The sequence below is a fragment of the Kribbella alba genome, assembly GCF_039529635.1.
GTDB classification, from domain to species: domain Bacteria; phylum Actinomycetota; class Actinomycetes; order Propionibacteriales; family Kribbellaceae; genus Kribbella; species Kribbella alba.
In genome coordinates, this window is sequence record NZ_BAAANE010000001.1 from 118,341 (window position 1) to 133,623 (window position 15,283).

Sequence of the window (15,283 nt, forward strand, 5' to 3'; positions counted from 1 at the left end):
CCCGGGACGTCGGTCTCCGCGTCACCACCTCGACATTTCTGTCGAAATCAGCCGAGCCGGTTCCGACGTACACGGTGAGAGGGGGTCACAACGGCCTCCGCGACCGTCAGGATGGTGCCCGTGAAGTACATGCTGCTCATCTACAGCAACCCCGAGAGCTGGGCCGGCCTGTCCGCCGAACAGCGCGAGGGGCTGGCCCGTTCGCACGAGGAACTGACCCACGAGCTCACCGAGCAGGGCCTGCTGGTCAGCTCCGCCGGCCTGGCCGACCCGATCACCACCCGGACCGTGTCCGTGCGGGACGACACGCCAACCACCACGGATGGCCCGTACGCCGAGGCCAAGGAACACCTGGCAGGCTTCTACCTGGTGGAATGCGACAACATCGATCAGGCGATCGCCTACGCGGCCCGGATGCCGGACGCGCAGTACCTGGCGGTGGAGGTGCGACCGGTGATGGACACGTCAGGGCTGGAGATGTGAGCGACTTCGACCTCCTGCTCCGGGAGCAGACGCCGCAGGTGCTCAGCGCCCTGGTCCGGCACTACGGGCACTTCGACCTGGCCGAGGAGGCCGTCCAGGAGGCCCTGCTGTCGGCATCCCAGCAATGGCCGGAAGAGGGTGTGCCGGACAATCCGAAAGGGTGGTTGATCCGGGTCGGCTCGCGGCGGCTGATGGACCTGCTGCGCAGCGAGACCGCCCGGCGCCGGCGCGAGGAGAACGCCGCCAATCTGGCCGCACCCGAGGAATTCGTTGCCCCGAGCCCTGAAATTGACGATCCGGGCGGCCGGGACGACACGCTCACCCTGTTGTTCCTCTGTTGCCATCCCGCCCTGTCCGCCGCATCGCAGATCGCCTTGACCTTAAGGGCTGTCGGCGGTCTCAGCACCGCGCAGATCGCCGCGGCCTTCCTGGTGCCGGAGACGACGATGGCACAACGGATCAGCCGGGCCAAGCGCAGTATCAAGCAGGCCGGCAGCACTTTCGAGATGCCACCCGAGGCCGAGCGTGACGCCCGGATGGGCGCTGTGCTGCATGTGCTCTACCTGATCTTCAACGAGGGCTACACGGCATCCTCCGGCACCAATCTGCACAGTGCCGAGCTGACCACCGAGGCGATCCGGCTGGTTCGTGGCGTTCGCCGGTTGCTGCCCGATGACGGCGAGGTCGCGGGCCTGCTCGCGTTGATGCTCCTCACGGATGCGCGCCGCCCGGCCCGGACGGACGCCGAGGGCGCCTTGATCCCACTGGCCGACCAGGACCGCTCGCTGTGGAACAAGGACGCGATCGAAGAAGGAGAAGCCCTCGTCAGCGATGCGCTGGCGAGGACGCAGCTCGGCCCGTACCAAGTGCAGGCGGCGATCGCCGCGGTGCACGACACGGCCGAGCGGGCCGAGGAGACGGACTGGCCCCAGATCGTGGCGCTCTACCAGGTGCTGGAGCAGATCTCGGACAACCCGATGGTCACGCTGAACCACGCCGTCGCGGTGGCGATGGCGACCGGCCCCAAGGAGGGACTCGCGGTGCTTGAGCCGCTGGAGTCCGACGGCCGGATGGCGGATCACCACCGGCTGGAAGCCGTACGAGCCCACCTGCTGGAGATGTCGGGAGACCTCAAGGGCGCGCGGGAGAGCTACCTGCTGGCGGCCCGTCGTACGACGAGTGTCCCGGAGCGCAACTACCTGCAATCCAAAGCGGACCGGCTCGGTTCTTGACGCAAGTCACTACTCCGAGTCGCGTCGGCCCGGGGGGATGTGTCAGGTTTGGGGAGTGGATCTCACCAAGGCGTCCCTTCTGCGGGAGATGCTCACCGGCACCGAGCTGGGTAGCCGGACCACCCAGTTCGCGCACTCGTTGCGCAGGTTCACCACCCGCACCGGTGGGCTGATGTTGTTCGGCCCGGCCCAGGACGAGCCGTGGCACCTCACCGCACACTTGGACGACGAGCTCCACCGCGTCGGCATCGACGACATCCGGCCCGCGTTGATCCGCTGGTCCCCGCCCCCGGATGCTCCGCCGCATCTGTCGATCGGGCTCGACCGGCTCCGCGAGGCGGGCCGGGGCGAATCCCTGCTGGTGGTCGCTGAGAGCACCCCGGCAGACAACCTGCTCGAGCGGATCGACGACGTGCGCCGCCGGGGTACGACGATCTTCAGCATCGACAACGGCAGCAAGGACCTGGCCGCACTGAGCCACGAGTCCCTGGTCCCGGGGCTACTGGTCCCCGCGACCTTCGGCACCGGCTGGGTGAGCCGCCCCACCGGCCAGGACCACGATGAACCGGACCACGGGCGTCACGCAGTACCGGATGAGGCTCTCACCGCGTTGCGCGAGGCGGTGGCGGGGTTCGAGATGACCCAGCACCTGGTCAGCCTCGCCGTCGCGGACGAGGACCTGACCCAGCCCGCCTGGCGCCGCCGCCTCCGCACCTTCATCGAGCGACTCAGCGGCGAGCCCGTCTGATCCCTTTCCCGGGGCCGCAGCTAGTCCGTGAGGAAGAGCGCGGCCAGGCGGGGGAACCGGGATCGCATCTCGCGGGTGTCGTCGAAGTCGAAGTTCTCACCGGCCGGTATGTCGTCCGCCTCCGTGCCGGCCTCCTCGACGGCCTCCCAGAAGCCCGCCTCGCTCCCGGTCGCCGACTCGTAGGCGTGCGCCGCGACACCGAGCATGCCCTCGCCGTCGAAGCCCTCGAACTCCTCGCCCAGATCCTCGTCGACCACGTCCGCCAGCGAGTCGGGATCGGCCAGCGCGGCCTCCCAGATCTCCTGGCCCTGCGCGACCAGCCAGCCACGGAAGTAGTCGAACCCGTCATCGGAGACGCCCCCGTTGATCAGGTACGCCGCGCCCCACAGGTCCCACCGGTACGACTCCGCCTGGAGCCGCTCGAACTCCGCGCCGAAGCCGACGATGTCCTCCGCCGGCAACTTGGCGAGCGTGTCACTCAACGCGTCCGCGACTCCATCGGGATCCGCGACCGTGTCGTCGACCTCTGCCCGCGCCGTCTCCACCAACTCCCAGAACCTTTGACCGTCCACCCCCAAATCGTGTCACGAGAACCTCCTCACCAGAACCGCCTACCGGGACAGAAATCGGCAGCACCGCGGTCGGGAGCACTACCCGTGCCAGCAGGCTGACGAGCTGCCGGGTGGTTCGAGCGTCGGCGGCTCGTCTCCTCGGCGGGGGCTGGTCAGGCGGAGATGGCCAGGTGTTCGAGGCGGGTGGGGTCGGCCAGGATGTTGATCTCGGTGATCCTGCCGTTGTGGACGGTGACGTCCATGACGCCCATCAGCGTGTCGCCGACGATCGTGACGACGCCAGGGAGTCCGTTGATGAGGGCTGGGCGGGAGTACGGCGCGAGCTTGGTGAAGGTGAGGGCCTGCTCGACGACGGCACGGGCGCCACGGACCAACTTGGAAACCGCCGGGCCCGACGAGTCGGCAGACGCAGTACCGGCGTCGGCACGCAGTACGACATCCGGGTCGAGGACGGCGAGCAGCGCCTCGAAGTCGCCGCCGCGGGAGGCGGCGAGGAACGCGTCGACCACCTCGCGCTGCCGGCCGCGGTCGCCGTCACTCGCGGGGGCGCCTTGGACCCGGCGCCGCGCACGTGAGGCGAGCTGCCTTGTCGCGGCGGGAGTCTTGTCCACGATCGCCGCGATCTCGTCGAAGCTCAGGCCGAACATGTCGTGCAGGACGAACGCGAGCCGCTCGGCCGGCGCGAGCTTGTCGAGCACGACGAGCATCGCGAGCCCGATCGAGTCGACCTGCAGGGCCTCTTCCTCGGGATCCAGCCGGGTCACGATCGGGTCCGGTACGAAGTAGTCCAGCGGGTCCTCACGGCGCGACTTCCGGCTGCGCAGCAGGTCGAGGCAGACCCGCGAAACGACCGTGGTCAGCCAGCCGCCGAGGTTGGCGACCTCACTCACGTCTGACCGGTTCAGCCGCAGCCAGCCCTCCTGGACCGCGTCCTCCGCCTCGCTGGCCGAGCCGAGCATCCGGTACGCCACGGCCCGCAGCTGGGCCCGGTTCTGCTCGAACTTCTCCGCAAGTTCATCCACCGCTGAGTTCTCCCGTTCCGTTCGTCAACAGGTTGACGGATTCACCCTCGACTATGTGACAGCCGGCTCGCGCCCATCGATGATTGGGTCGTGCCCGAAGGTTTCCAGCTGGTCTTCGAAGACGACTTCGACTCCTCGGAGCTCGGTGCCGCGTGGTTCCCGCACTACCTGCCGCAGTGGAGTTCGCGCGCGGCGACAGTAGCGGCGTACGAGCTCAAAGACTCCTGCCTGCACCTGACCATCCCACCGGACCAAGGCTTGTGGTGTGCGGACGATCACACGCCGCCGATGCGGGTGTCGGGAATCCAGTCGGGCAACTTCTCCGGGCCCGTCGGCAGCACGATCGGCCAGCAGCCGTACCGCGAAGGCCTGCACGTCCGCGAGGAGCAGGAGCCGTTCTGGGGCTGGACCCCGGACGGCGGATACATCGAACTCCGCGCGCGCGGTGTGGTCTCGCCGCGCTCGATGGTCGCGTTCTGGATGGTCGGCCTCGAGGACCGCCCCGAACGCTGCTCCGAGATCTGTGTGACCGAGATGTTCGGCAACGCGGTCCAGCCGGGCTCGACGGCCGTCGGGATGGGCCTGCACACGTTCCGCGATCCGTCCGTGCCGGAGGACTTCGAGGCCGTACGCCTGCCGATCGAGGTCGCCGACTTCCACTCGTACGCCGTGCAGTGGTCCCCCGAGGGGGCCGACTTCTTCGTCGACGGCGAACTGGTCCGCAGTTGCCCGCGCCCGCCGGCGTACCCGATGCAGCTGATGCTCGCCGTCTTCGACTTCCCCGACTGGTCCACCGGCGACGACACAGCCCTGGTCCCGGAACTCGTGGTCGACCACATCCGCGGCTACCAGCCCGCCTTGACGGTGAATCAACCGCAGTCCTGGTCCTCCAACGGCCTCCCAGAGAACTGGGACTCGACCGCGGGCACTCCACTGGACTAGCGGCCGAAGCGCCGGGACCCTCCAGGACGAAGCGCCGGGACCCTCGAGGACTAGGGCCGGACCGCCGGCACTCACCTTCAACTCCTCACCTCCCCGTCCGAGCCCCCGCCGACGCTCAACCGCTGCTCGACACGACGCAGCCCCGGCGGTTGGTGAGTGCTGGCGGTCCGCCCCCCGTGCGCAGCCAGGCCGAGTCCGCCGAAGAACTGCCTCCGCCGACGGATCCAGCGACGGATGAAAGACCCGGCCGAGCCCGCGATCCGGTTTGCTATCGTCTTCGCGTGATCACGCGTCCGAACAGCTGGTGGCCCGTCGACTAGGCGGCCCCTACTCCTGCGCGAACGCGAAACCCGAAACGCGAAGCCCCCGGCCGCCTCGACGAGGCGGCCGTTCTGCGTTCCCCAGCCTCGTCGGGTCGGCCCCAGCACCCCGAGGATTGCCGACGGCAACGATTCTGCGTACTACGGACCGCACGTGGTCCGGGATCATCTCCGCCCTGCTCAGCTGGCGAGATCTCACCGATGCCGACGCGTTCTGGGCCATGGACGAGGTGGTCCGCGCCATCGACAGCGGTCAGGCTGCTGCGACCTTGGAGAGCTGGCTCGCTGCTACACGCCGGCAGCGGTGATGACAGCGTCGGTTGCGAACCCGAGCAGAACTCCGACCAGGATCATCCAGGTGGTGAGTTCCTTCAGGTTGGCCCGCCGGGCGACGGCGAGAAGCTCGATGACGACGTACAGGATCGAGCCGGCGGCCAAGCCGAGGAACGCCACGGACAGGGTGTCGTTGGTGACGCTTTGGCCGATCAGGGTGCCGACGAAGGTCGGGCCGCCGCCGATCAGGCCGAGCATCGCGAGAGTGCCCCAGGACGGCCGTACCCCACCGGCGGCCAGCGGAGCGACGATGCCGAAACCCTCGGTCGCGTTGTGCAGACCGAACCCGATGATCAGCAGTACTGCGAGGCTGATCTGGCCCGCGGCGGCCGAGTTGCCGATCGCAAGGCCCTCGGCGAAGTTGTGCAGGCCGATACCGACCGCGATCATCAGCGCCAGATTTGCCGCGGTATTCGCACTGGCACGGGCGAGTTCCGTCGTCGCGGCGGCGCCGGGACCTTCCGACTTCCCGATGGCGTTGCGTCCCGCCATCCACCGGTCGTAGCGCACGAGCCCTAGCAGGCCGACGGCCAGACCGATCGTCATCACCACCGCGTCGACCGTCGCGCTGCCCCAATTCTTGTCGGCGAGCGCGACATCGACCGGCTCCCAAGCCGCGCCGAGCACGTCCCAGAGGAGGAACACCAGGATCCCGATCGCTATCGCGTTCAGGCTGGCCTTCAGCCGAGGCGCCGGATTGCGCAACCGGCCGATGGGGAGGCCGAGGAAGATGGTGAGGCCGGCGATGGCGCCGAGCAAGGCGATCTTGGAACCTGACATGGGGCGTCTCCTGGGAAGCAGCAGCTGATTCTGCTGGCCGATCGACCATAAGTCAGCGAAGGCTTGCCTAACAAGTTCTCAAGAGCTCGACTTCTTTCCGCAGCTGCCCGAGCACGCTCCGCTAGCTGGGCAATTTGCTGGCGAGGAGGTCCAGCTGCTCGATATTCGGAGGGCTGGCGACCAGCTCGTCGGAGCGTTTCATCAGCCTCTGGGCGATCGGACCGGACAGATGTGTCTGGCGGCCCGGGTCGTCCAGGAAGTTCTCGACGTCGGCGGGTCGGCGAGGCTGAGCAACCTTGGAACTGGTGTCGCGCTCCTGTGTCCGAGGTGTCGTAGCGTGCGTTGAGTGCAGACGGAACTGGTGGATGCCGCACGGTCCGGCGACGAGCACGCCTTCGCGCAGCTCGTCGGACCGCTGCAAGGTGAGTTGCACGCGCACTGCTACCGCATGCTGGGCTCCGATCACGACGCAGACGACGCCGTCCAGGAGACCCTTGTCCGGGCTTGGAGCAGCCTGAGCCGATTCGAGGGTGTCTGGCTGCGGCCGTGGCTCTACAAGATCGCCACCAACCGATGCCTCACGCTGATCGAGCGCAGAGGTCGTCGGGAGATCCCCACCGATCTCACTGCTCCACAGACCGACACTGCCTGGCTGGAGCCGTATCCGGAGTCAAGGCTCAACTGGACTTCGCAGTTGAGCCCGGAGGCACGCGTGGTTGCGCTGGAGAGCGTCGAGCTGGCCTTTGTCGCCTCATTGCAACACCTGTCGGCTCTGCAGCGCGCGGTGTTGCTCCTGCGCGACGTACTGGCATTCGCAGCGCGAGAGGTCGCCGACCTACTCGACACAACGGTTGCTGCCGTCAACAGCGCGCTGCAGCGAGCACGGAAGGTCCTCAGCGACTCGTTGCCGGACGCAACTCAACAGGCAACCCTCGGCCACCTCGGCGAGTCCGCGCAGCGTGATCTGGCCCGGCGCTACCTGACCGCGTGGGAAGCCGGCGACGTCGAGGCGATCGTGGCGATGCTGACGGACGACGCGAAGTACTCGATGCCGCCGCTGCCGATGTGGTTCGAGGGCCACGAAGGCATCCGCGGGTTCTTGGTCGACGGCCCACTGCGGGACCAGTGGCGGTTCCTGCCCGCCCGGGCGAACGGGCAGCTTGCCTTCGGCACCTACCTGTGGCACGACGACCGGTACGTCGCGGCCGGGCTCGACGTGATCACCGTGCGCGGGTCGTCGATCGCCGAGGTCGTCTCGTTCCTGGACGCGGACTTCGCGGAGTTCGACCTGCCGACGGAACTGCCCGGCTGACGAGGTTTCGGCGGTTCGCGATGAGTTTCGGTCGTGGCGCGGGTTCTAGCAGTGACAGATCAACCCCACACCGCTGGAAGGAACAGGCCGATGAACGCAGACGAACAGGAGATCCGGGCACTGATCGAACGATGGGCCGAGGCCGTTCATCAGGGCGACCTGGCGACGGTTCTCGAGGACCACGCCGCGGACATCGTGATGTTCGACGTACCGCCGCCGCACGACGGGGTCCGCGGCCTCGAGGCATACGGCGAGACCTGGCCGGGCTTCTTCGAATGGCAGGCGTCCGGCGCGGTCTTCGAGATCGTCTCCCTCGAGGTGACCTCCGGGGCGGATGTCGCCTTCGCCTTCGCCCTGCTGAAATGCGGTCTGCCGGCGGACGTGGGAGATACCCGCCTACGCCTGACCCTCGGCCTCCGCAAGGAGAACGGCCGCTGGACCGTCACCCACGAGCACCACTCGTTCCCCTCCGACGAGACACCGCCTGATGTCCTGGAGTCCGAAGTACGAGGGCTCCACGACCACTGGTCAGAACGAACCGCCGCGAAAGACCTCGACGGCCTGATGTCGAACATCGCGGACGATGTCGTCTCCTACGAGCACGCCGGTCCGCTGCAGTACGCCGGAAAGCCCGCAGTGCGGGAGGTTTGCAAGGCAGGCCTCGAACTGGCCTCCGGCAAGGTCGACCTGACCACCCCCGACCTCACCGTCCTCGCCCGCAACGACCTGGCGATCGCCTGGGGTCTGGACCACATCGCCGCCGAAACGAACGACGGACCGACCGAGTCCTGGTCCAGAGCCACCCGTGTCTTCCAACGCCACGCCGACGGCTGGCAGCTGATCCACCAGCATCTCTCTTACCCGATCGACGCCACCACCGGCGCCGCCCGGACCGATCTGAAGCCCTGACCATCACGAGCCGGCTGTGGAATGCTGTCGCGATGGAGTCGGGCCTGTTGCGCGGCGGTTCGGTGTGGGCGTCCCGATGCCGGCACCCATCGCCGATCCGACCACCGGCCGCGCCCTGGCGCGGATCGCTGGTTCCTTGTTCCGGGTCCACACCGGCCCCCAATCCCCCGAAGTCCCGCAGACCCACGCCCGCCTGACTCACCTCGCCCGCAACCTCGACACCTGGTGGCGGCTCTCGCATAGAGCTGCACAGCTAGCTCTCGCCTGACGGAGGCCCGGCGAGCTGGAGGAACGTCTCTCTCCGTCGTTCTCGGTGCTGTCGTTCCGGCTGCGTCGACGGCCCGTCGAGGGCTTCGGCGAGCGCTCCCGCAGCCTCGGCGTACCGGCCCTCGCGGGCGAGCAGTTCGGCACGAACCGCATGCCAGCGCGGACTTGGCGGGAGTTCTGCCAGCAGGGCGAGCCCGGTCGCGGGATCGGCCGCTTCGGTCGCCGCAACCACCCGACCCAAGCCCGCGGCATCACTGGGCGCGATCGACACGAGCAAGTCGTAGAGCCGCAGGATCTCCGTCCAGTCGGTGCTCTCGTAGCTGGCCGCCCGGGCATGCTCCGCAGCGATGGCGGCCTGGATCTGATAGGCGTCCGCCTGCCCGCGCGAGCGTCGCAATGACTCATTCAGCAGCTCGATGCCGCGGTCGCTTGCCGTCACATCCCACTGAGTACGATCCTGCTGATCGAGGGTCACGACATCACCGTGGTCATCGAGCCGCGCCGGCCTGCGGGCCTCCGTGAGCAGCAACAGCGCCAGTACTGCGGCCGGCATCGTCTGATCCGGAAGAAGCCCGTGCAGGAGTTCGGCCAGTCGGATCGCCTCGGCGCATGCGTCGACGTCGTAGGCATCATCGCCATCGACCGGCGCATGGCCGGCGGTATAGAGGCTGTGGATCACTCCGCACACGGCCGGCAACCGTCCGGCCAGCTCATCCGCCGCCGGCACGCGGTACGGGATGTGGGCTGCTGCGATCTTCTGCCGAGCGCGGGTGAGGCGCTTCGTCGTGGCGACCTCGGTGGTGAGCAAGACGCCGGCAATCTGCGCGGGCGAGAGACCACACAGCGTCCGCAGCGCGAGGGCGACTCGGGTCGGCGGTGAGAGCGCGGGATGGCAACAGGTGAAGATCAGGCGCAGCAGGTCGTCGTGGACGACGTCGTCCGGTGGAAGGTCGGACCTCGCGAGTTCGATCATCCGCAACCCGTCCTGCTCCTTGTCCGGGCGAGCCCGCTCGCGCCGGATGATGTCGATCGCCTTTCTCCGCGCGGTCACCGTGAGCCACGCACGCGGCTGCGGCGGCACGCCGGTGACCGGCCAGGCGCCGAGTGCCGCCAGGGTTGCCTCCTGTACTGCGTCCTCGGCCAGCTGCACGTCGCCGACGGTCCGGATCAAGGTCGCGAGGATTCGCGAACCTTCGACCCGGACCGTCTCGGCGACTATGTCCTGCTCGGAACCCACGGCTGCTTACTTGGCCGCGATGACCGGGCGCACCTCGACGGCGCCGTTCCACGCCGCAGGCAGCTCGGCCGCGATCGCCACCGCTTCTTCCAGGTCTGCGGCCTCGATCAGGTAGAACCCGGTCAGGGCTTCCTTCGTCTCGGCATAGGGTCCGTCGGTCGTGACCACATTTCCGCCGCGGGCGCCTTCCACGCGCACAACCGTGGCAGTGCTGGTCGGGTGCAGCACGGCACTCGCCCGAATGCTGTCAGCGTTGTCCACTGCGAACTTGCGGTACTCCGCGAGCTCATCCGCCTGCTCGGGTGCCCACCAGTCCACGTCCGCGCTGTAGATCAATGCAAGGTACTGCGCCATCGGAACACTCCTTCGCTACCTTCAGGGCCCACCTTGGTCCCTCAAGAATGGAACGAACAGGGCATCCCGGAAAGGACATCCACGGACGATGATCCTCAGCAGATCTCAGGTCATGCATGGGCATGGTCGAACTCGTCGGGGTCCAGGTAATACCGGTTCTCCAAGATCGTGCCACCGATCAAGACCATCGGGTGCGTCTTGACGATGTCCACGAACAGTTCGCTGCCGCTGAAGTCGAGCAGGTCGTACAGGCAGAGCAGGATCTGCGGATACCGCGGCACGAACCGGTTGAGGTCCGACTCGTACTGGATCCACTCCTCGGACGGGATGGCCAGGTTCACCTCGGCCGTCATCTCACCTGTGAACCGGGCGAACGGCCAGGCTCCAGAACCGAGCGACTCTGCTGCCTCCGACTCCCAGTAGGCAAGCGAGTCCGCGCGGGAGAACTCTCCGCCAGGAAGATAGGTCGGCCTGGCGGTTTTCAGCTCGAGCTGCGGCGGGTCGGCCGCAATGCCCAGCTCCTGCGCGAGTGACCCCTCGCTAGGCCCTTCCAGGACGCCGATGCATCTGGCCCCCGAGCTGACCCCCTCCCGGAGGAACGGCTGCACGATCGCGTTGCGCTCCTCCCGGCCCCGGAAGAAGGCACAGAGATGGGTCCCTGGCGGCACCGCCAGGCCCGACAGCCCCAATTCGACCTGCTCGCTCATGAACCGCCACCCGTCGTCAGAAGCTCCCTTGGACCGAAATCGACGATACGACCGCCGTGCACCATTCAAATCAGTGATGTACGCAGCCGTCCATCCCAACGACTTCTCAACCCGGCGCGCCTGCTTAGAGCCAATCAGGCCAATGCAGCTGGCCCGCCCGGCCCAATGAATAGCGCACCCTTCAGATAGTGCCCAGTCCCACTACCTCGCAACGACCTGATCGAGGTCGGCGCCGCGGTGGTTTAGCGCAGCTTGCTGAAGAACTCCCGGACGTCACCGACGAGCAGGTCGGGGGCCTCCATGGCGGCGAAGTGGCCGCCGCGGCCGAATTCGGACCAGTGCACGACAGTGTGTTCGAGCTCGACAGTGCGCCGGATCGACACATCCATAGGAAACACCGCGACCCCGGTCGGCACCGTGGAACGCTCACTCGCGCCCCAGGCTCCGGTATGCGCGGTCTCGTAATAGCTGTTGGCCGAGGACCCAGCGGTGCCGGTCAGCCAATACAGCATCACGTTGGTGAGCAACAGATCCCGGTCCACCGCGTCCTCGGGCAGCTCGGCGGCCGGATCGGTCCACTCCTTGAATTTCTCCACGATCCAGGCCAACTGCCCGACCGGGGAGTCGTGCAGCCCGTGCGCCAGGGTCTGCGGCCGGGTGATCTGGATCATCATGTAGCCGGACTGCTCGGTCTTCAGGTACTGCAGGTGATCCAGCCGCGCCCGCTCGGCCTCGGCCAGTTCCCCCACCTCGTCCGGGTTGATCTCGGTGAACGCGGCGAGCCCGTTCGCGTGCACGCCGACGACCTTGTCGGGGTTGAGCCGGCCCAGCCCCGGGGAGATGACCGCGCCGGTGTCGCCGCCCTGGGCGCCGTAGCGGTCGTAGCCGAGTCGGTCCATCAGCTCTGCGAATGCTCTGGTCACCCGGTTGGTGTCCCAGCCGGCCTCGCCGGTCGGCCCGGAGAATCCGCTGCCGGGGATCGACGGGATCACCAGGTGGAACGCGTCCACCGGGTCGCCGCCATGTGCCCTGGGGTCGGTCAGTGGGCCGATGACGTTCAGGAACTCCATGATCGAGCCGGGCCAGCCGTGGGTCAGGATCAGCGGCAGCGCGTCCGGCTCCGGCGAGCGCACGTGCAGGAAGTGGATGTTCTGCCCGTCGATCTCGGTGGTGAACTGCGGGTACTTGTTCAGCTCCCGCTCGTAGACGCGCCAGTCGTAGCCATCGCGCCAGTACTCGGCCAGCCCCTTGAGGTAGCTCACCGGCACCCCGCGGCTCCAGCCGACCTCGGGCAGGTCCGCGGCCCACCGGGTCCTGGCGAGCCGGTCCCGCAGGTCGTCCAGGTCAGCCTGGGGTATGTCGATGGTGAAGGGCCGGATCTCGCTGTTGTTCTCCATGCCGATAACCCTAGGAGCCGGTTAGGTCAGGTTGAGTCCTAGGCCAATGGCAGACTTCAGACCATGTGGGAAACCTCGGCACGGCTGCTGCGACTGCTCTCGCTCCTGCAGACCCGACGCGATTGGTCCGGCGCCGAACTGGCCGAACGTCTGGAGATCACTCCGCGCACCGTGCGCCGCGATATCGACCGGCTGCGCGGCCTCGGCTACCCCGTGCTGGCCACCGCGGGCACCGCCGGCTACCGGCTGGGTGCGGGTGCGGACCTGCCACCGCTGCTGCTCGACGACGACGAAGCCGTCGCGGTCGCGATGGGCCTGCGCACTGGCGCCGGCGGTTCCATCACCGGCATCGAGGAGACCGCAGTGCGGGCCCTGGCCAAGCTCGAGCAGGTACTGCCGTCCCGGCTGCGCCACCGGATCAACGCCCTGCAGTCGGTGACGGTGCCAATGGCCAACACTGGCCCCACTGTCGACCCGAGCACCCTTACCGCCATCGCCGCAGCCTGCCGAGACTCACTACGCCTGCGCTTCGACTACCGCACTCACGACGGAACCAGCAGCATCCGCACGACCGAGCCTCACCGACTGGTGCATGCGGGCCGGCGCTGGTACCTCATCGGCTGGGACGTCGACCGCCAGGACTGGCGCACCTACCGCGTGGACCGCCTCGACCCGCGCACGCCCACCGGCCCCAGGTTCACCCCGCGCACCCCACCAGACCCCGATATCAGGGGCTACACCTCGCGGGCGATCTCCACCTCGGCCTACCGCTACCAGGCCCGGTTCACCCTGCACGTCAGCGCCGAGACCGCGGCGGAGCGGATCGCCCCCACAACTGGAGCGTTGGAGCCGATCGACGAACACAGCTGCACCCTGCGGGCGGGTTCCAACTCGCTGGACGAGTTAGCCATCTACGTGACAACCAAAGGGTTCGAGTTCCAGGTGCACGAACCCCCGGAACTCGTCGAGCACGTTAGGACGCTGGCAACCCGGCTCGCCCGCGCGACGGATCAGTACCGCGGTCACCGGTGATGGTGATATTGAGCCAAATAGGTACTCGCGTGCCCCGAAAGGATGAGGGCGAGCGCGACCCCAGCCGCAAGACCCGCCACCACACCGCTACGCCGCCACCAAGGACCTGAAGCGATGCGGCCCCGCCGCGGCAAGAAATCCCTTGCAGTCAGGCGGAAAGTCTCAAGAAAGTGCGCAATCACGTGGGAGGCAAGGGCGGCGAGCCAAAGGTAGAAGGACGTCTGATGCGTGAGCAACGCCGTCGGATGAGCCCACGACGGCCCGATATAGGTGACAACGCCGCTGACTAGCAGGACAAGGGTCAGTGCCATCAGAACAGGGCCAAGTACCCGAAGGAACAAGGTTGGCGACCCGTGCCTTCGATAGTCGGCGTCGCGGCGGTAGTACCGAATCATTCGCCAGCTCGTACTGGCCATCTTGAGCAATACGACGGGAATCAGCAAATAGCCTATGGCGGCGTGTGCTGACAGGACCTGCTTGGCGCCCAGGATGACAGTTACGACCTCGGCCGTGAACAGGACCAGCAGCACGACTCCCACCATCGCGGTCAGTCGAGCGTTGGCCTCAACTCGATCGGAACGATCGTGGGCGTGGTCGGCTAACGCAGCACCGTTCACCGGTCGGGCGTGGCCGCGTGGATCAGTAGTTGACGACATTCCGCGACCCTCCCGCCGGCGTCTGGCGTGTCTTGTCCTGGTGGACATAGCTGCCTCTTGTGGTGTTCGTCGCCGGCGCCGGCGGCGCCACCACACTTGTGAACTCCTCCAGCCTCGCGACCCCGAGGACTCCTGTCTTCACGGCCACCGGTTGTTCTGCCTACCCGCTAGCCGGAGTCCTGAGACCGACGTCGACCTTGGCAGTTGTGTCGGCGAGACGGCGCTCGTCTCGGCGGCGGCCAGGACACCGACGCTGGCCGAGTCGAACCGATTGGTTCGGCTTCCGCCTATGTGGTGGCCCATGCTTGCGGACCCGCGTGCTCATGAATCGCCAGCGTCCCTGGACCCAGCAGCAGAGGAATCCGCGTCGGAGGCGTCGACGACATGATGCAGGAGGCGTTCGCGCTCAACGCCTCGTCTCGTACCTGGTCAGGACCACGCCGCCGGGAAACGTCCGCGTCTCCACCAGGTTCAGGTTCACCCAACTGTCCAGCGCGGTGAAGAACGGTGTGCCGCCGCCCACCAGCACCGGATGGGTGACGATCTCGTACTCGTCGACCAACCCGGCCCGCATGGCCGCCCCAGCGAGCGTGGCGCCACCGACCCTCATCGGCTCGCCGTCGTCGGCCTTGAGTCGGGTGATCTCCGCTACAGCGTCACCGGTGACCAGGCGGGTGTTCCAGTCGACCTTGTCGATCGTCGAGGAGAACACCACCTTCGGCGTGTCCCGCCAGTTCCGCGCGAACTCGATCTGCGCCGGGGTGGCGTCGGGCTGCTGGTCGCCGGTCGGCCAGTGGGAACTCATCGCCTCCCACAGCTTGCGCCCGTACATCAACAGCCCGATCGCCGACTCCTGGTCGAGCCACCACTGAAACAGCTCGTCGCTCGGCCCGCCCCAGCCGATGTCGCCGCCGGGCGCGGCGATGTAGCCGTCCAGGGTCAGGTTCATGCCGTAGATCAGTTTCCGCATGGCGCCATGC

General features: G+C 67.6%; 18 protein-coding genes. 9 read left to right on the plus strand and 9 right to left on the minus strand.

The genetic code is table 11. The features are described from left to right. Positions 1–129 precede the first annotated feature (129 nt). The 3 genes from ABD210_RS00615 to ABD210_RS00625 are packed head-to-tail and all read left to right on the plus strand — an operon-like array spanning position 130 to position 2,463. Positions 130–483, plus strand: a complete 354-nt coding sequence (locus tag ABD210_RS00615; RefSeq protein ID WP_344107929.1) for a YciI family protein — start codon at positions 130–132, stop codon at positions 481–483. Then, on the plus strand, positions 480–1,715 hold the full coding sequence (locus ABD210_RS00620) for an RNA polymerase sigma factor (RefSeq protein WP_344107381.1): 1,236 nt from the start codon (positions 480–482) through the stop codon (positions 1,713–1,715). The genes ABD210_RS00615 and ABD210_RS00620 overlap by 4 nt, the downstream gene beginning before the upstream one ends. A 55-nt stretch (positions 1,716–1,770) precedes the next feature. After that, positions 1,771–2,463 (plus strand): hypothetical protein, encoded by a 693-nt coding sequence (locus ABD210_RS00625; RefSeq protein ID WP_344107383.1) that lies wholly within the window; start codon positions 1,771–1,773, stop codon positions 2,461–2,463. A gap of 20 nt (positions 2,464–2,483) precedes the next feature. Here the strand turns inward: ABD210_RS00625 and ABD210_RS00630 are convergent, their stop codons facing one another. Then, the gene (locus ABD210_RS00630; RefSeq protein WP_344107385.1) at positions 2,484–3,035 is read right to left on the minus strand and encodes a DUF4240 domain-containing protein; all 552 of its coding nucleotides are present in this window, start codon (positions 3,033–3,035) and stop codon (positions 2,484–2,486) included. 152 nt (positions 3,036–3,187) lie between these two features. After that, complete coding sequence (gene sigJ / locus ABD210_RS00635; RefSeq protein WP_344107387.1) at positions 3,188–4,057, minus strand: RNA polymerase sigma factor SigJ; 870 nt, start codon at positions 4,055–4,057, stop codon at positions 3,188–3,190. A 90-nt stretch (positions 4,058–4,147) separates the two neighbouring features. On the opposite strand from sigJ, the gene ABD210_RS00640 reads away from it, so the two are divergent. Then, positions 4,148–4,999 carry a glycoside hydrolase family 16 protein gene (locus ABD210_RS00640; protein ID WP_344107389.1) on the plus strand — a complete coding sequence of 284 codons (852 nt, stop codon included), beginning with the start codon at positions 4,148–4,150 and terminating at the stop codon, positions 4,997–4,999. A gap of 436 nt (positions 5,000–5,435) precedes the next feature. Further along, a complete protein-coding gene (locus ABD210_RS00645) occupies positions 5,436–5,627 on the plus strand; it encodes a hypothetical protein (protein ID WP_344107391.1) in 192 nt (63 codons plus the stop codon). Here the strand turns inward: ABD210_RS00645 and ABD210_RS00650 are convergent. After that, positions 5,608–6,432 (minus strand): ZIP family metal transporter, encoded by an 825-nt coding sequence (locus tag ABD210_RS00650; RefSeq protein WP_344107393.1) that lies wholly within the window; start codon positions 6,430–6,432, stop codon positions 5,608–5,610. The genes ABD210_RS00645 and ABD210_RS00650 overlap by 20 nt on opposite strands. Before the next feature lie 346 nt (positions 6,433–6,778). Here ABD210_RS00650 and ABD210_RS00655 point away from each other — a divergent pair, with 346 nt between their 5' ends. The 3 genes from ABD210_RS00655 to ABD210_RS00665 all read left to right on the plus strand — a co-directional run bounded on the left by ABD210_RS00655 (position 6,779) and on the right by ABD210_RS00665 (position 8,921). Continuing rightward, on the plus strand, positions 6,779–7,744 hold the full coding sequence (locus tag ABD210_RS00655) for a sigma-70 family RNA polymerase sigma factor (protein WP_344107395.1): 966 nt from the start codon (positions 6,779–6,781) through the stop codon (positions 7,742–7,744). A gap of 90 nt (positions 7,745–7,834) precedes the next feature. Next, the gene (locus ABD210_RS00660) at positions 7,835–8,653 is read left to right on the plus strand and encodes a YybH family protein (RefSeq protein ID WP_344107396.1); all 819 of its coding nucleotides are present in this window, start codon (positions 7,835–7,837) and stop codon (positions 8,651–8,653) included. Positions 8,654–8,729: 76 nt separating this feature from the next. Beyond that, positions 8,730–8,921: a hypothetical protein gene (locus ABD210_RS00665; RefSeq protein ID WP_344107398.1), complete on the plus strand. Its 192-nt coding sequence runs from the start codon at positions 8,730–8,732 to the stop codon at positions 8,919–8,921. On the opposite strand, the gene ABD210_RS00670 is transcribed toward ABD210_RS00665, so the two are convergent. The 4 genes from ABD210_RS00670 to ABD210_RS00685 all read right to left on the minus strand — a co-directional run bounded on the left by ABD210_RS00670 (position 8,907) and on the right by ABD210_RS00685 (position 12,615). After that, on the minus strand, positions 8,907–10,157 hold the full coding sequence (locus ABD210_RS00670) for an RNA polymerase sigma factor (protein WP_344107400.1): 1,251 nt from the start codon (positions 10,155–10,157) through the stop codon (positions 8,907–8,909). The two genes, ABD210_RS00665 and ABD210_RS00670, sit on opposite strands and share 15 nt — an antisense overlap. 6 nt (positions 10,158–10,163) lie before the next feature. Continuing rightward, positions 10,164–10,511: a YciI family protein gene (locus tag ABD210_RS00675; RefSeq protein ID WP_344107401.1), complete on the minus strand. Its 348-nt coding sequence runs from the start codon at positions 10,509–10,511 to the stop codon at positions 10,164–10,166. Positions 10,512–10,621: 110 nt separating this feature from the next. Continuing rightward, positions 10,622–11,218 (minus strand): MEDS domain-containing protein, encoded by a 597-nt coding sequence (locus tag ABD210_RS00680; RefSeq protein ID WP_344107403.1) that lies wholly within the window; start codon positions 11,216–11,218, stop codon positions 10,622–10,624. 242 nt (positions 11,219–11,460) lie between these two features. After that, positions 11,461–12,615, minus strand: coding sequence for an epoxide hydrolase family protein (locus ABD210_RS00685; RefSeq protein WP_344107405.1), 1,155 nt, complete (start codon positions 12,613–12,615; stop codon positions 11,461–11,463). A gap of 63 nt (positions 12,616–12,678) precedes the next feature. Here ABD210_RS00685 and ABD210_RS00690 point away from each other — a divergent pair, with 63 nt between their 5' ends. Further along, entirely contained in the window at positions 12,679–13,647 is a 969-nt protein-coding gene (locus ABD210_RS00690; RefSeq protein ID WP_344107407.1) for a helix-turn-helix transcriptional regulator, read from the plus strand. Here ABD210_RS00690 and ABD210_RS00695 read toward each other — a convergent pair. Then, entirely contained in the window at positions 13,638–14,177 is a 540-nt protein-coding gene (locus ABD210_RS00695) for a hypothetical protein (RefSeq protein WP_344107409.1), read from the minus strand. The two genes, ABD210_RS00690 and ABD210_RS00695, sit on opposite strands and share 10 nt — an antisense overlap. 532 nt (positions 14,178–14,709) lie before the next feature. Continuing rightward, positions 14,710–15,273 (minus strand): dihydrofolate reductase family protein, encoded by a 564-nt coding sequence (locus ABD210_RS00700; RefSeq protein WP_344107411.1) that lies wholly within the window; start codon positions 15,271–15,273, stop codon positions 14,710–14,712. Between the last annotated feature and the right edge of the window lie 10 nt (positions 15,274–15,283).

What these genes read in the sequence shown, in the direction of transcription:
- ABD210_RS00650 (WP_344107393.1), bottom strand. Translation starts at nt 6,432, where the DNA reads ATGTCAGGTTCCAAGATCGCCTTGCTCGGCGCCATCGCCGGCCTCACC.
- ABD210_RS00615 (WP_344107929.1), top strand. Translation starts at nt 130, where the DNA reads ATGCTGCTCATCTACAGCAACCCCGAGAGCTGGGCCGGCCTGTCCGCC.
- ABD210_RS00665 (WP_344107398.1), top strand. Translation starts at nt 8,730, where the DNA reads ATGCCGGCACCCATCGCCGATCCGACCACCGGCCGCGCCCTGGCGCGG.
- ABD210_RS00680 (WP_344107403.1), bottom strand. Translation starts at nt 11,218, where the DNA reads ATGAGCGAGCAGGTCGAATTGGGGCTGTCGGGCCTGGCGGTGCCGCCA.
- ABD210_RS00690 (WP_344107407.1), top strand. Translation starts at nt 12,679, where the DNA reads ATGTGGGAAACCTCGGCACGGCTGCTGCGACTGCTCTCGCTCCTGCAG.
- ABD210_RS00685 (WP_344107405.1), bottom strand. Translation starts at nt 12,615, where the DNA reads ATGGAGAACAACAGCGAGATCCGGCCCTTCACCATCGACATACCCCAG.
- ABD210_RS00700 (WP_344107411.1), bottom strand. Translation starts at nt 15,273, where the DNA reads ATGCGGAAACTGATCTACGGCATGAACCTGACCCTGGACGGCTACATC.
- ABD210_RS00660 (WP_344107396.1), top strand. Translation starts at nt 7,835, where the DNA reads ATGAACGCAGACGAACAGGAGATCCGGGCACTGATCGAACGATGGGCC.
- ABD210_RS00675 (WP_344107401.1), bottom strand. Translation starts at nt 10,511, where the DNA reads ATGGCGCAGTACCTTGCATTGATCTACAGCGCGGACGTGGACTGGTGG.